Origin of the sequence: Halobacillus sp. SY10 (assembly GCF_045401165.1) — a bacterium.
Lineage (GTDB): Bacteria > Bacillota > Bacilli > Bacillales > Halobacillaceae > Halobacillus > Halobacillus aidingensis.
In genome coordinates this window covers 1,953,050-1,968,665 of the sequence record NZ_CP174345.1, presented here as the reverse complement: position 1 = coordinate 1,968,665, position 15,616 = coordinate 1,953,050, and the positions used below count along the sequence as shown (strand labels likewise).

The window sequence follows — 15,616 nt, the reverse complement described above, 5'->3', positions numbered from 1 at the left end:
AGAATAGTAAAAAAGGGAAAAGGTTTCCCTTCTCCCTTCTTACACCAATAAAATTAGTTCTCTTACATGATATCCAAATAGATTCGTTTTTCAGAATCTGAACCTGCCGCATAGACGACAGTCCGAATCGCTTTCGCAATCCGCCCGTTCTTACCGATTACTTTCCCTACATCATCCGGGTGGACCGTAAGATGATAAACCACTTTATGATTTTCCTCTTTCTCATCCACCACGATGTCATCAGGATGATCGACAAGCGGAGTTACGATCGTTTCGATCAAGGTTTTCATGGGATCACCACTACTTTATGATTTATTGGTTTTTCTTATCGTGGAACTGCTTCATGATGCCTTCGTTAGAGAATAGGTTACGAACCGTGTCACTTGGCTTCGCGCCGTTTGACATCCAGTCGATTGCTTTCTCAGCATCAAGTTTAACCTCTACAGGGTTAGCAACTGGGTTATATGTTCCGATTTGCTCGATGATACGTCCATCACGAGGAGAACGAGAATCAGCAACTACTACACGATAAAATGGGTTACGTTTAGATCCCATACGTTTTAGGCGAATTTTTACTGCCATTTTTAACAACCTCCAAATTTCTTTAATGTTTCACACAGATTTAGATTTTAGCAGAACTTCAAGGGTGTGTAAAGGTTTTTTCCATTACATAAAAGGAAATTTCATTCCTTTGCCTTTTTTCCCTTTTGTATTGCTCATTTGTTTCATCATTTTCTTCATTTCTTCAAACTGTTTCAACAGTCTGTTGACCTCTGACACAGACGTCCCGGACCCTTTGGCAATCCGCTTTTTACGGCTTGCATTCATCACAGAAGGGTCCTGTCGTTCATTTTTAGTCATCGATTGGATGATGGCTTCAACATGAACGATCTGCTTGTCGTCGAACGACACGTTCTGAAGACCTTTCATTTTGTTCGCACCAGGAATCATATTTAAAATTTCATCCAGTGGTCCCATGTTCTTCACTTGCTCCATCTGCTCAAGGAAGTCCTCAAATGTAAAGGACGCATTACGCATTTTCGACTCCAGCTCTTTCGCTTGCTTTTCATCGACTTGGGTTTGTGCTTTTTCAATTAATGTAAGCATGTCGCCCATTCCAAGGATCCTTGACGCCATACGCTCAGGGTGGAAGGTCTCAAGCTGGTCAAGCTTCTCCCCCATACCCGCGAATTTGATCGGTTTACCTGTCACGGCTTTGATGGATAACGCGGCACCACCACGGGTGTCTCCATCAAGTTTCGTGAGCAGCACACCGGTGACGTCGAGCTGCTCATCGAAGCTTTCTGCAACATTCACAGCATCCTGACCTGTCATGGCATCGACTACAAGGAAAATTTCATCAGGATTGACAGCTTCCTTGATTTCTTGCAGTTCACCCATCAAATCACCATCAATATGCAAACGACCAGCGGTATCGATGAGCACATAATCGTGGTGCTCCTCTTTGGCTTTGGTTATCGCATTTTTGGCGATGTCGACAGGGTTTGCTTCGGTGCCTTCCTCATGGACAGGCATATCCAGCTGTTTTCCGATTGTCTGTAATTGCTGGATGGCAGCTGGTCGGTAAACGTCGGCTCCTACGAGTAACGGCTTCCTGTTGTAGCTTTTACGCAACAGGTTCGCAAGCTTCCCGGTTGTCGTCGTTTTACCTGCACCCTGCAGACCGACCATCATGATGACCGTTGGAGGACGCTTGGCAACAGCGATTTTACTTTCGTCGCCACCCATCAATTCTGTGAGCTCTTCTTTAACAACTTTGATGACTTGCTGTCCAGGGGTCAGGCTTTCCATGACCTCCTGACCGACGGCGCGTTCACGTACACGCTTCACAAAATCTTTAACGACTTTAAAGTTTACATCGGCCTCGAGGAGGGCGAGACGGACCTCCCTGGTCATCTCTTTTACGTCTTGTTCGTTTACCTTCCCTTTGCCTTTGATTTTCTTGATCGTTTCCTGCAAACGGTCGGATAAACCCTCAAATGCCATCGAAGATCCCCTCCTATTCTAATTCTTGTAATTCGTGCAGCCATGATTCATAAGGGGCTGGAAGCTCGTCTTTTTTAAACTGAGCTTCCATTTCTTTGATCACTTTCTGCCGTTTTTCAAACTTCTCATATAGATGAAGCTTTTTTTCATATTCTTCAAGCATCGTCTCTGTTCGGCGAATATTATCATACACCGCTTGACGTGAGACATCAAAGGTTTCTGATATTTCACCAAGAGAGTAATCTTCGAGATAATACAACTCCATATAGTTTCTCTGTTTAGGAGTCAACAACGATTGATAGAAATCAAAAAGATAATTAATCCGTGTCGTTTTTTCAAGCATGCTTGAAGCACTCCTTGTTAAGTGAAATGCCTTTACACATAAATACTAAAGGAACATGTACCTTCATGTCAAGGCTTAGGATAGTTCTTCTTCTTCATCATATTCTTCGATCATATCTGCAAACAGTCCATAAACGAAGGCATGAGCATCAAATGTTTCAAGGTCGGTCACTCTTTCTCCAAGGCCCACGAGTTTAACGGGGATTTCCAACTCATTTCGAATCGCAAGAACAATTCCGCCCTTCGCTGTTCCATCCAATTTCGATAGGACAATGCCGGATACATCCGTCGCTTCGGAGAAAGTTTTCGCCTGGCTCATGGCATTTTGCCCTGTCGTAGCATCGAGTACAAGCAGTACTTCATGAGGAGCTCCAGGAACTTCACGCTCAATGACGCGTTTTACCTTGGAAAGTTCATTCATCAAGTTCACTTTATTTTGCAGACGGCCGGCAGTATCGCAAATGAGGACATCGGCATTCTTCGATTTTGCAGACTGGATACCATCGTAAATGACAGCAGCTGGGTCGCTGCCTTCACTATGCTTCGTGACATTCACTCCTACACGTTTGCCCCACTCTTCGAGTTGCTCAATGGCACCTGCACGGAATGTATCTCCTGCAGCAAGTGTCACGTTCTTCCCTTCACTTTTCAGTCGGTGGGCAAGTTTGCCGATGGTCGTTGTTTTTCCTACCCCATTCACACCGACAAACAGATAAATCGTCAAGCCGTCCGGGTTTTCATTCAACCCTTCAATTTCTTCAGCGCGATCATCACCATAGTAGATTTCAACCAGCTTTTCAGAAATGATTTCCTTCACTTTTTGAGGGTCCTGAACGTTCCTACGCTTCACTTCCATCTCAAGCTCTTCAATCATTTCCATGACGGTCGTAACCCCGACATCTGCAGAAATCAACACTTCCTCAAGTTCTTCAAAGAAATCTTCATCAACGGTACGGTAACGTGCGACGAGATCATTAATTTTAGTCGAGAATGAATTTCTTGTTTTAGCCAGTCCCATTTTAAACTTGGAAGCAATCGAAGCTTTTTCATCCTCTTCCAGGCTCTCTGCAGCATCATCTTCTGGCAATGATTCTTCAACGCCCTGCTCGTCTTTTTCATCCAGCGTTGATTCGACTGGCTCTTCTTCATCTGCTTCTGCTGCGTATTCTTCCCCATCCTCTGCAGGGGCCTCGGTTTCAGGTGTTTCTGTTTTTCCCTGAAGGTCTGTAACGTCCTGCTCATGGGTGTCTGCGGGGTCTACATCCGCCAGAGGATGTTCCTGGTCATCGGAATCCTCTGTTTCATGGACCTGCTGTTCCTCTTTTTCTTCTTCCGACTCAGGACCTTTTACGAATTTTTCTTTCAGTTTCTTAAAAAAACTCATCGACTCATCCTTCCTATGCTTCCAGTAATTCCGGTGTTTCTTCTAGTCTGACGGATACGAGTTTAGATACGCCTGACTCTTGCATGGTCACCCCATAAAGAACATCCGATTCTTCCATCGTCCCTTTTCTGTGGGTGATGACAATGAATTGTGTCTTCTCACTGAATTCTTTCAAAAATTTAGCAAAACGATCCACGTTCGCTTCATCCAATGCCGCTTCCACCTCGTCAAGGACACAGAAGGGCACAGGACGGACGCGTAGAATTGAGAATAACAGAGCGATAGCCGTCAGAGCACGTTCTCCGCCCGATAACAAACTCATATTTTGCAGTTTCTTACCCGGGGGCTGGGCCACAATATCGACCCCTGTTTCTAACATGTCGTTAGGGTCAGTCAGTTGCAGATCGGCACGTCCTCCACCGAACAGAGTACGAAAGACTTCACCGAATTCCGCACGGATTTTTGTAAAGGTGTCTTCAAACTTCCGCTTCATTTCACCATCCATTTCATTGATAACCGTGTGAAGGGTCTGTTTTGCTTCAAGTAAATCATCTTGCTGTCCCTTCAAGAATTCATAGCGTTCTTTAATACGGTCATACTCATCGATGGCTCCTAAATTCACGGTTCCAAGCTCTTCGATGGCCCGTTTGATCAGCTTGACCTTAGTTGATGCTTCATCAATATCGTCAACACCTGGGTAGTCCCTCTTCGCTTTCTCAAACGTCATCACATACTCTTCCTGCAAGTATTGAAGCATATTCTCAAGCTCTACGTCCAGCCGGTTGGCTTTGACTTCCTTTTGCTGCAAGTCTTGAATAAAGTTTTGATGTCTCCGCTTCAATTCCTTCAGCATCGCTTCAGCCTGCTGAATGTCTGCAGCAAGCTTCTGACGCTCTTTTCTCTTCATCTCGATGGACGAAGTCGTTTCTTCCTTGTCTGTTCTCGTGCTTTCAATTTGAGCCTGAATCTCATCTTCAGTCTGATTGGAATCCTTGACCTCCATCAGTTGTTGATAAGAGACACGATTGCCTCGTAATTCCTGCTGTATCAAATCTTTCTCCTGCTGATAACGATCCGCTTTTTCTTTTTGGTTGTTTACCGCTGATTCTTGTTCGGCTAGTTGTATTTGAAGCTTCTGCCTGCGTTCCTGCAAGTTAGCCTCGTCTTCTTTCTGACGTTCTTTTGTTGTCGTCAACTCTTCGATCTTTGTATTAATCGATACCAGTTGTTCTTCTAAAGTCCGTAAGGTTTCGTCAAGGTCGGTCAACTGCTGATCAGCGTGATGAGAGTCGTGATCGTACTGGGCCTGATCTTGATCGAACAATTGAAGTTGATCATTCAAATGGTCGAGTTTCAGCTGCATTTCCCTTTGATCGGACTGCTTTTCATACTCTTCTTTCTTTAATTCAGAAAGTTTCACATTCCACTGTTCTTTTTCCTCTTCTTGCTCTGCTAAGGTCGTCTTCAACTTTTTCACTTTACTCTCAACATCCAACGCCTTTGCATCATAAGCGACGATTTTCTCACTAAGTTCCTGCAATTCCTTTTCTCTTGTGAACAAGGATTGTTTGGATTGTTTTTTCGCCCCTCCTGACATGGAACCACCAGGATTGACAACATCTCCATCAAGCGTCACAACCCGGTACTTTCGATTCAATACGCGAGCTATTTGGTTTGCATCCTCTAACCCTTCGGCAATGACGATATGACCAAGGAGGTGCTGGATCGCTTTTGAATGAGCTGTATCATATTGGATAAGATCGGCAGCAACTCCTACATACCCTGCTTGTTGTGAAAGCGATGCAGCGCCATGGACAGAACGAGGCTGAATGGAGGTCAGAGGCAGGAATGTAGCTCTTCCTTTATTGTTCGTTTTCAACCAGTGGATCGCCTGTCTTCCGGTTTGTTCGTCCTCCACGACAATATGTTGGGCCTGCGCACCAAGCGCTGTCTCAATCGCTGTCAAAAGATGGGATGGAATATCAATCAGTTCGAGCACAGCTCCATGAATCCCCTGCAGCTGGCCTTTTTGAGAAGCCTTTAAAACTTCACGGACGCCGTGGAAATAACCTGAGAAGTCTTCTTTCATCTCTTCAAGCATTTCCTTCTTAGATCGCATATTTTCCAAATATTGATAGCCCTTATAAAGCTTCTCCTGCCATTCCTGATACGTCTGTTTATTCTTTTCGTATCTCTCGTTCAACTCTTGGACTTGAGATTCTAGCTCTTCCCGCTGTGTGGTCAGGGTTTCCAACTCGGCTGTCATGGAAGTCAACTTTTCTTCAAGCTTTGCGCGTTCACTTCTGAGATCTTTGAATTTATCGATCTGACTTCCTTTTTTGGAGTGAATTTGGTCCAGCTGTTTTTCTAAGAGTTGTTTCTCGTTTCGTTTGGCTGCCTGCTTATTCAGCAATTCGATATATTCACTCTTCAAGTCTTCAATCTCATCTTCTATTAGATGGAGATCCTGTTTTAACGCTTGGGTCGTTTGATTTAACTCTTGCTTCGTATTTTCTCTTTTTTCTTTGATCTGTTTTAACTTTTTAGCTTCTTCTTCGGCAATCGCCTTTAAATTCACCAGTTTGTCAGAGAGATCCTCATAGGCCTCTTCCAATTTGGATTTGTTTTCTTCAAAATGCTTATGACGCTCTTTCATTAGTTGCTTTTTCCCCTCAAGATTTTCGAGGTCTCTCGTTAGTTCAAGCAACTTCGCCTGCATGTTTTCTATAGAAGCATCGAGGCTTTCCACATGATCCCTTTGATCTTTTAGTGAAGCTTCATTCGCCTCGATTTTTTCACTCAACTCGTTTTCCTGGCCTCTGACTTCTTCCAGTTCTTTGAGAATTCTTTCCCATTCTCCGTGAACCTGCTGTATTTGAGTGATCAATAAAGAGATTTCAACATTCTTCAGCTCGTCTTTTTTCTCTAAGTAATCTTTCGCGACAGCCGCTTGTTCTTTTAACGGTTCAAGCTGACCATCAATCTCCCATATGATATCTTCCACACGGTTCAGATTTTCTTGTGTTTCCGACAACTTATATTCTGCTTTTTTCTTTCGCTGTTTGTACTTCAGAACTCCTGCCGCTTCTTCAAAAATGGAACGGCGGTCTTCTGCTTTGGAACTAAGAATCTCTTCCACTTTTCCTTGGCTGATAATAGAGAAAGCTTCCCTGCCAAGCCCGGAATCCATGAATAGATCGACAATATCTTTCAAACGGCATGTCTGATTATTTATATAGAACTCACTTTCACCGGAGCGGTAAACGCGTCTCGTCACACTCACTTCCTGGTAATCCAAAGGCAGTGCCTGATCCGTATTATCAAGGGTCAAAGTCACTTCTGCCATATTCAATGGAGCTCTAGTTTCACTACCAGCAAAGATGATGTCTTCCATTTTACTACCGCGGAGCGAACGGGCTGACTGTTCGCCTAATACCCATCGAATCGCATCCGTTATATTACTTTTTCCACTACCATTCGGTCCGACGACAGATGTGACTCCAGAAACGAAATCGACGGTCACTCGTTCGGCAAATGATTTAAAACCTATCGTATCTAATTGTTTGAGGAACATATTCATCCTCCTGTATTTTCACAAATCTTTCATTCACTCAACTTATATATTTTATCATAAAGAACGGCCCTACGGTAGGAACCGAAAGCTACTTTTATTACACCTAGTAAAATCTCATTATTCAACATAAGCTCCCTATTGTGGAAGGCTCAGTTTCGAGACTCTTGGTGAGTGGAAGGGGCTGCGGGGAATAGCTCGCTTTCCGCGGGAGCGCGGTGAGCCTCCTCGGACTTCGTCCTGTGGGGTCTCACCATGCACTTTTTTTCCGCAGGAGTCTCGCCATTCCCCTCCGCCCACTTGCCGGAAGAGATTCTCGAAACTACCTTCCTGTAATAGGAGCATTTATGGTTAAGAATCCTATATCGACGCAGATTAAGCAGGATTTCACCACAAAACTAGGCAGGTTACTATAAGAGGGATTTCGAGAACCTCATTTGGTAAAGGGGCGGAGGGAAACGGTGAGACTCCTGTGGGAAGTGCGTGGTAGATGAGACCCCGCAGAGCGTTAGCTCGAGGAGGCTCATCACTCGCCCACGGAAAGCGAACCTTTTCCCGCAGCCCCTAAACTCGCACAAACATCTCGAAATCAAGTCTTCAAGAATCCTGCCATTTACTTTAATAAGTTATAATATTAATGAAGGGTTTCAAAATTCGGCAAAGTCCTTTATCATATGTAATAGCCTAGAAAACGAGCCTTGAAGGAGGATTCATTTTTGAGTTTACAAGAACCGAACCAAGAAAACCTAGAAGTCATCATCAATGACATGGCAGAAAAACTGCAGGTCGTGAACCGTTCCCTTATGGACCCAGAGGATTACGATCTCAATAAATACGAAGAAATCAAATCCCTTCACGATATTATTGAAATGAAAGGGCAATTGAGTGTTTCTGAAATCCAGGCATTTGTGCAGGAACTTGGTCAATACAGAAAATAACCAACCGCCACTAAAAAAAGACCGTTTTTCGAAGGTTCTCTCCGAAAAACGGTCTCTTTTTGATCACTTTTAAAGACGGATTATAAATGGGCTCCTTGATTTTCCAATGCTTGCTGAGCCGCTTTTTGTTCCGCTTCTTTCTTCGTACGGCCTACACCAATCCCACCGATGTCATCCTGGATCAGTACGTGAGCGATAAACTCCCGGCTGTGTGCAGGTCCTCTCTCTTCAACGATTTCATATTCGATTTTACTGTTTTTATCCCGTTGAATAAATTCTTGTAGCTGACTTTTGAAATCCATCGCATGAGAAAAAGCACCTTTTTTCACTTTTGGATACACATACGTTCTTAAGAACTGTATGACTGCATCGTAACCCTGGTCTAAATAAAGAGCTCCGATGAACGCTTCAAAGACATCAGCAAGCAATGCTGGTCGATTGCGCCCTCCTGTCAACTCTTCTCCTTTACCAAGTAAAATCAGGTCTTGGAAATTCAGCTCATTTGCAAATTCTACCAATGAGACTTCACACACAATCGAGGCTCTGAACTTAGTAAGCTCTCCTTCAGCCATATCCGGGAACTCCCGGTACAAATACTGAGAGACTCCTAGTTCAAGAACGGCATCTCCCAAGAATTCCAGCCGTTCATTATCCTCCCGATCGGTTTTCCGATGCTCATTCACATATGATGAATGTGTAAAAGCCTGTTCCAGTAACGAGATATCATTGAAATGTAAATTTATCTTTTTCTGGAAACTGGAAAAATCATCCATAAATCACCTTGTCCTTTGCTATGAATTTCTTGAAAAATATAGGAAAGGCTGCCCGAATAACGGACAGCGATCCTATTACGACTGGCTGCTTATGTAATTCACAGCGTCGCCTACTGTATTGATTTTTTCAGCTTCTTCATCAGAAATTTCCATATCAAACTCGTCTTCAAGCTCCATTACAAGCTCAACGACATCAAGAGAGTCTGCTTCTAGATCTTCTTTGAAGGAAGCTTCCATAGTCACTTTAGACTCATCAACATCAAGACGATCGACGATGATTTGTTTTACACGATCAAATGTTTCTGCCATTGGAACCTCACCTCCCTTCAGTAATTATAGTAATGTGTGCCCAAAAGCGCAAGAGGTTGTTTTACCCCGACTTTCAGAAGGAATCACAATCTCTTTGTTTAAAATAAATGGGCGCTTAATAAGACCCACGCTTTTACATGACCATGCCGCCATCGACATGCAGTGTTTGACCTGTCATGTACGCTGCATCTTTAGAAGCGAGGAATCGGACAACACGTGCCACATCTTCCCCTTCACCTAAACGCTTCAGCGGAATCATGGCCAGCATTTGCTCACGTTGCTCGTCTGTAAGGGCATCTGTCATATCTGTTGCGATGTAGCCCGGTGCTACGGCGTTCACCTGGATGTTTCTAGCTGCCAATTCTTTGGCGTTCGATTTGGTCATTCCGATCACACCGGCTTTAGCAGCAACATAATTCGCTTGTCCAGGGTTTCCGGAAACACCTACGATTGAAGCGACGTTGATGATTCGGCCATACTTCTGCTTCATCATCTGACGTGTCACCCCTTTTGTACAAAGGAAAACGCCTTTCAAGTTCGTATCGATCACTGAATCAAACTCTTCTTCTTTCATTCTCATTAAGAGATTGTCTTTCGTAATCCCTGCATTGTTAACAAGGATATCCAGACGGCCGAATTCATCTACGACTGTTTTCACCATTCGTTTGACATCTTCATCATTGGATACGTTGGCCTGTATTTTGATGGCCACGCCGCCTAGTTCATGGATTTCCTGAACAACAGCCTCTGCCTTATCTTCGCTTCCTGCATAATTGACGGCCACTTTCGCCCCTTGATGAGCAAGTTCAAGTGCAATAGCCTTTCCGATTCCGCGGGATGCCCCTGTGACAAGAGCCACCTGGTCTTGTAACATTACGATTCCTCCTTATACCAATCGATGAACGCTTGCAGTGAGTCTGGATCCTGCACACTGAACGTTTTCATTCGACGTTTCACTTTACGAACAAGACCACTCAACACTTTCCCTTGCCCCACTTCTACAATAGCATCGACATCTTCTTCGACGAATGCCTCAAGAATCTGTTGGAACCTTACAGGTGAGTAGAGTTGTTCAATGAGAAGCTTCTCTATTTCTTCCGCATTTGTCACCGGTGCAGCAGTTACGTTCGCGTACACAGGGACGTTCGCATCATGGATTTTCGTTTCAGATAAATGATCAGCAAAATCATCACTAGCTGACTTCATGAGACGGGAGTGGAATGGTCCACTGACATTGAGAGGAAGCACCCGCTTCGCTCCCGCTTCTGACAATTGTTCAGAGGCTTTGTCCACGCCTTCTTTTGTTCCAGAAATGACAATTTGACCTGGACAATTGATATTCGCAAGATCCACAGCTAGATCTCCATCAAAGTCACGCAAGACTTCTTCAATTTCTTCTTGTGATAGACCAAGTACAGCCGCCATTGTTCCCATACCTGTTGGGTAAGCTTCTTCCATCAGCTTTCCACGGACATGAACTAGTTGAACGGCTTCCATTGGTTCCAGCGCTCCCGCTGCAACCAAGGCACTGTATTCTCCAAGGCTGTGACCTGCCGTCATACCAGGAGCCACCCCTTCTTGCTGGAGTACTCGCTGGATGGCTATACTATTCAAAAGCAATGCCGGTTGAGCATTTTCTGTTTTCGTCAATTCTTCAGAAGGCCCTTCGAACATTAAACGAGTCAACGAATAACCAAGGGCTTCATCCGCTTCATCAAACAATTGTTTCACAGCAGGATAAGCCTCATACATCGCCTTCCCCATTCCTACTTCCTGGGACCCTTGCCCAGGAAAAACACATGCGATTCGTTTCATGATTCATCCTCCTCTTTGTGCATTTCAGAAAGTGTTGCGGAAATTGTGTTCGTTACATCAAGCTCAATCATGTGGCAGGCCTGTCGGATCGCATTTAAAACAGCTCGATCATTAGAAGAACCATGCGCTTTGATGACAGGTGCGGCCAAACCAAACAGACCCGCTCCTCCATATTCGCTATAATCAAGCTGAGCTTTTAACTTCCGCAGATCATTCTTTGCTAACCCAGCAGCAATTTTAGTTTTAAAGTTACTCATAAATGTTTGCTTCATCATCGAAAACATCGTCATGGCCGTTCCTTCGATCGTCTTCAATGTAACATTACCTGTGAATCCATCAGTCACGACTACGTCTGCTACGCCTTCAAGTAAGTCACGCGCCTCGACGTTTCCAACAAAATTGATGGGAGCTTCTTTCATCAGGTCAAACGCCTTTTTGGTCAAGTCACTTCCTTTGCCATCTTCCGTACCGACATTCAACAGACCAACCCTCGGCTGTTTAATATTGCGCACGTTTTCAGCATAAATACTCCCAATCACTGCATATTGCAACAAATGGTCAGGCTTCGCATCCACGTTCGCTCCGACATCCAGCATGAGAAAACCTTTGCCGTCTGACGTTGGAAGTGTCGGACTGAGCGCTGGCCTGTCCACACCTTTCATTCGACCGACGACAAACAATCCCGCACTCATCAATGCCCCTGTGTTCCCGGCAGATATGCAACCATCCGCACGTCCTTCCTTCACTTCAGTGGCTGTCAGAACCATAGAAGATTGCTTCTTTCTCCTAACAGCCCTTACCGGTTCATCATCTGCTGTAATGACTTCTGTTGTATGTAATATAGACACATTGGACTGTCCTGTTAAAAAAGGCTTGATTTGAGCTTCATCACCTACAAGAGTGATTTCCAAGCCGTCAATTGTGTCTGCGGCCTGTACCGCCCCTTTCACAATCGCTTCAGGAGCGTTGTCACCGCCCATAGCATCAATGGCTAGCTTCATTCTCGATCCATCTCCTTCTGTTGGTTCGAACGATACATCTCAAACGTTCCCGCAAATACTTCTTCGTTACCTACGTAACTATGCACATTCACAAGTGTTCGTCCTTTTTCATCGTCCCCCTTGACAGTCGCCTTAGCCACCACACGTTCACCAAGTTTCACCGGGCGTGTGAATGCAATCTCCGACTGCGCAGTAAGTGCCAGTTCATCATTGATTAAGGCGACGGCCAGGGAGTTGGCCTGTGCAAACAAGTAGTGCCCTCTAGCGATATGGTTTCTGGAAAAGACATGTTCCGGGCGGATGTCCAAGATCGAAATGGCACGGTCGTCCAATTCCAGGTCGACCACTTCCCCGATGATTTCTTCCACCGGCAAAGCTTTCACCGTTTCATTCCATTCTTGTGTGGCGACCGACTTGATGCGTTCCCGCAATTCCGGAATTCCGAGTTCCATTCGATCCAGCCTTATCGTCTGGATGCTGACCCCGAATGTTTTTGCTAGTTCTTCGTCTGTAATGAAGGGGGTATGGTCTATTTTCGTTTTCAATTCTTCCTGACGTACTTTTTTAGACTTCTTCATACATATTCCACCGTTCATTTAGCCATAATTTTTCACCTTATGACTAGGTACTAATAGTAATATATAATACCAAGTTCAATTACGCAAGGATTTGCTTATGATTCCCTATTTTCATCTCCATAGTATTTCGACACTCAATTAAGTGACACACAACACTTCCTTAAACAATATGGCAGGATTGCGGAAGACTTGATTTCGAGGCTTTTATTGAGTGGATGGGACTGCGGGGAATAGCTCTCTTTCCGCGGGGCCCCACACGAAGTGGGGTCGTTCAATGTTGGCACAGGACGTGCCGAACTTAATCGAACTTCCTCTATTCTCTTGAGCCTCCTCTGACTGTGTCCTGTGGGGTCTCACCAAGCACTTTTCCCCACAGGAGTCTCCCCATTCCCCTCCGCCCCTTTGCCATATGAGGTTCTCGAAATCCCTATAACAGTAACCCACTGAGTTCGATAATGAAGCCCTGATTAACAACGTAGTTATAGTCGTTTTAACCATAGATACTGCACGAATATGGTAAAAGAACAGGGTCTGGGAAACGCCCGCATGAAAAGCTCAAGAAGACACAAACGTGTGTGTTTTTCTACGAACGGATTCAAAACACCGCAAATCGTCGTTTCCCTGACCCCGTATCCATGGCCAGGATTTGTCATTCATTATTTCAAATAGGCAAGGCTCCCTTTAAGGATGCGCGGTATGTGCTCCTTGCGCTCCCATGGAAAGCGAGTAATCCCCCTCAGCACCATTCATAAAACTAAAGTCTCGAAACTGAGTCTTCAAGAAAAGGGAGCTATACTTGAAAGGGGTCGTTTCGGAAATGGAAAACACTCGGCTTTTTGGCCGAGTGTTTGGTTAGTTAGTCCAACACATTACCGAGAAGGTGTTGGTCACTATAAACGTGCTCTTTTAGAGTTTTGTATCGTTCGTCATTATCAAGCATATTTTCCATAATCATTTCAGCGGCATCTTTTCTTGCGGTTTCGAGTGCGCGGTAATCGTGGACCATGTCTCCGACCTTGAATTCAGGAAGACCGCTTTGCTTTTTGCCGAAAAAGTCGCCGGGACCACGCAGCTTCAAATCCTGCTCAGATAATTCGAAGCCATCATTCGTCTCGGTCATAATTCTCATTCGTTCTTTCCCTACGTCTCCTTTGGGATCACCAAGAAGAATACAGTAACTTTGATCGGCTCCACGCCCTACACGTCCTCTCAACTGGTGAAGCTGGGAAAGACCGAACCTTTGTGCATCATAAATGACCATGACAGTTGCATTCGGTACGTTCACGCCTACCTCTACGACCGTTGTGGAGACGAGGATCTTCAGCTCGTTCGCTGCAAATTGCTGCATAACGCTCTCTTTTTCTTCGTTATGGAGACGACCATGCATCAATCCGACGGATGTAGACGGCTCAAAAACAGCGCTTAGCTGATCGTAGAGGTCAATGGCATTTTGAATATCAAGCTGGTCCGATTCTTCGATCAAAGGACAAATGACGTAGGCCTGGTGCCCCTGGTCAATCTCTTTCTGTATAAAGCTCAAGACACGGTTAGTCATTTCTCCTTTGACCCAATACGTATCCACAGGTTTCCGTCCTGCAGGCATTTCGTCAATCACACTAACATCCATATCTCCGAATGCCGTAATCGCAAGCGTCCTTGGAATAGGCGTTGCTGTCATGAATAGGACATCAGGAGAAAGACCCTTATCTCTTAGTGCCCGCCGCTGCTCTACTCCAAAACGGTGCTGCTCATCGACGATCACAAATCCAAGGTTTTTGAAGACGACCTCATCCTGTATGAGCGCATGGGTACCAACGAGGATATCGATTTCATTCTGCTCCACGGCTTCCAGGATTTCTCGTCTCCGCTTTCCTTTGATAGATCCGGTCAGTAAAGCTACCTTCGCACGCCCTTCAAACATTTGTTGCAAAGAATGGTAATGTTGTTCTGCCAGAATTTCCGTCGGAACCATGAGAGCCCCCTGATGACCAGCTGTAATTGATGCGTAAAGGGCAATCGCGGCAACAGCTGTCTTTCCTGAGCCGACGTCCCCTTGAAGGAGACGATTCATTCTGTGCGGACTTTTCATGTCGTTTAAAATTTCTGCAAGAGACCGTTTCTGCGCAGAAGTCAATTCGAATGGCAGCGATTGAACAAATGCCGTCAACTGATCGTTGTCATACGTTTGAACAATTCCTGATGTCGATTCACGGTTATGCTTTCTTAACAGCTGCATTTTTAATTGAAATACAAGAAACTCTTCGTATATAAAACGGCGTTTTGCATGCTTAAGCATCACCCTTGTTTCCGGATAATGCATTTGATTCAAAGCTGAAGGGCGGTCTGGAAGTTTATAAGCAAGAGCCAGATCTTCAGGAAGAATGTCAGGAAGATCCACACTATAATCATCAAGGGCGTTTTTGATCACTTTCCTCAATGTGTTGAGGTTAACCCCTTCTTTCAACGTGTACACAGGCTGGATGGGTTCCTGACTTTTGGACTCTCCTTTTTTAAACTGGCTGACCGTTATTTGGAGTCTCTGTTGATCCCACTTCCCTGTCACCGTAACCGTGTCCCCTTGATTCAATTGTTTTTTTGCAAAAGCACGATTGAACATGACAGCTTTTACCGCAAACTGATCGACTTGAAGGGTAAAAGTCAGCCGTGATTTCTTCCTGCCATAAAAACTTAATGCAGGTTCAGAGACGATTTCACCTTCGATGGTCGCCTTCTCATTGTGCGTCAATTCGGTAAGAGGCTTCACTTCATAAGAATCATAGCGATGCGGAAAGTAGAATAATAGATCTTCCACTGTAAAGAGTCCAAGCTCATTTAATTGTAATCGTAGTTTATCTCCTACTCCTTTAACTTCACTGATCGATTGGTGCAACACGTCAT

Annotated in this window: 14 protein-coding genes; 1 reads left to right on the top strand and 13 read right to left on the bottom strand. The window is 44.7% G+C overall.

Annotation, left to right across the window (positions count from 1 at the left end):
• Positions 1-62 precede the first annotated feature (62 nt).
• The 6 genes from ACJA3J_RS10055 to smc form a co-directional block, all read right to left on the bottom strand.
• Positions 63-290, bottom strand: a complete 228-nt coding sequence (locus ACJA3J_RS10055) for a KH domain-containing protein (protein WP_089652440.1) — start codon at positions 288-290, stop codon at positions 63-65.
• 22 nt (positions 291-312) lie between these two features.
• Positions 313-582, bottom strand: coding sequence for a 30S ribosomal protein S16 (gene rpsP, locus ACJA3J_RS10050; RefSeq protein ID WP_089652441.1), 270 nt, complete (start codon positions 580-582; stop codon positions 313-315).
• Between the two features lie 84 nt (positions 583-666).
• Positions 667-2,007 (bottom strand): signal recognition particle protein, encoded by a 1,341-nt coding sequence (gene ffh / locus ACJA3J_RS10045; protein ID WP_406946179.1) that lies wholly within the window; start codon positions 2,005-2,007, stop codon positions 667-669.
• A 13-nt stretch (positions 2,008-2,020) separates the two neighbouring features.
• Positions 2,021-2,350, bottom strand: coding sequence for a putative DNA-binding protein (locus ACJA3J_RS10040; protein ID WP_089652443.1), 330 nt, complete (start codon positions 2,348-2,350; stop codon positions 2,021-2,023).
• 75 nt (positions 2,351-2,425) lie between these two features.
• Entirely contained in the window at positions 2,426-3,733 is a 1,308-nt protein-coding gene (gene ftsY / locus ACJA3J_RS10035) for a signal recognition particle-docking protein FtsY (RefSeq protein ID WP_406946178.1), read from the bottom strand.
• 13 nt (positions 3,734-3,746) lie between these two features.
• Entirely contained in the window at positions 3,747-7,307 is a 3,561-nt protein-coding gene (gene smc / locus ACJA3J_RS10030; protein ID WP_406946177.1) for a chromosome segregation protein SMC, read from the bottom strand.
• Positions 7,308-8,020: 713 nt separating this feature from the next.
• On the opposite strand from smc, the gene ACJA3J_RS10025 reads away from it, so the two are divergent.
• Positions 8,021-8,242, top strand: a complete 222-nt coding sequence (locus ACJA3J_RS10025; protein ID WP_089652446.1) for a DUF1128 domain-containing protein — start codon at positions 8,021-8,023, stop codon at positions 8,240-8,242.
• Between the two features lie 80 nt (positions 8,243-8,322).
• On the opposite strand, the gene rnc is transcribed toward ACJA3J_RS10025, so the two are convergent.
• The 7 genes from rnc to recG form a co-directional block, all read right to left on the bottom strand.
• A complete protein-coding gene (gene rnc, locus ACJA3J_RS10020; RefSeq protein WP_115893453.1) occupies positions 8,323-9,015 on the bottom strand; it encodes a ribonuclease III in 693 nt (230 codons plus the stop codon).
• Positions 9,016-9,090: 75 nt separating this feature from the next.
• The gene (gene acpP, locus ACJA3J_RS10015) at positions 9,091-9,324 is read right to left on the bottom strand and encodes an acyl carrier protein (RefSeq protein ID WP_035505393.1); all 234 of its coding nucleotides are present in this window, start codon (positions 9,322-9,324) and stop codon (positions 9,091-9,093) included.
• Between the two features lie 133 nt (positions 9,325-9,457).
• Positions 9,458-10,198 (bottom strand): 3-oxoacyl-[acyl-carrier-protein] reductase, encoded by a 741-nt coding sequence (fabG, locus tag ACJA3J_RS10010; protein ID WP_089652448.1) that lies wholly within the window; start codon positions 10,196-10,198, stop codon positions 9,458-9,460.
• Entirely contained in the window at positions 10,198-11,139 is a 942-nt protein-coding gene (fabD, locus tag ACJA3J_RS10005; RefSeq protein ID WP_089652449.1) for an ACP S-malonyltransferase, read from the bottom strand. Before fabD ends, fabG begins: the two co-directional genes overlap by 1 nt.
• Positions 11,136-12,140 carry a phosphate acyltransferase PlsX gene (gene plsX / locus ACJA3J_RS10000; RefSeq protein ID WP_089652450.1) on the bottom strand — a complete coding sequence of 335 codons (1,005 nt, stop codon included), beginning with the start codon at positions 12,138-12,140 and terminating at the stop codon, positions 11,136-11,138. Before plsX ends, fabD begins: the two co-directional genes overlap by 4 nt.
• The gene (gene fapR, locus ACJA3J_RS09995) at positions 12,137-12,718 is read right to left on the bottom strand and encodes a transcription factor FapR (RefSeq protein ID WP_089652451.1); all 582 of its coding nucleotides are present in this window, start codon (positions 12,716-12,718) and stop codon (positions 12,137-12,139) included. Before fapR ends, plsX begins: the two co-directional genes overlap by 4 nt.
• Positions 12,719-13,574: 856 nt before the next feature.
• On the bottom strand, positions 13,575-15,611 hold the full coding sequence (recG, locus tag ACJA3J_RS09990) for an ATP-dependent DNA helicase RecG (RefSeq protein ID WP_406946176.1): 2,037 nt from the start codon (positions 15,609-15,611) through the stop codon (positions 13,575-13,577).
• Positions 15,612-15,616 lie beyond the last annotated feature (5 nt).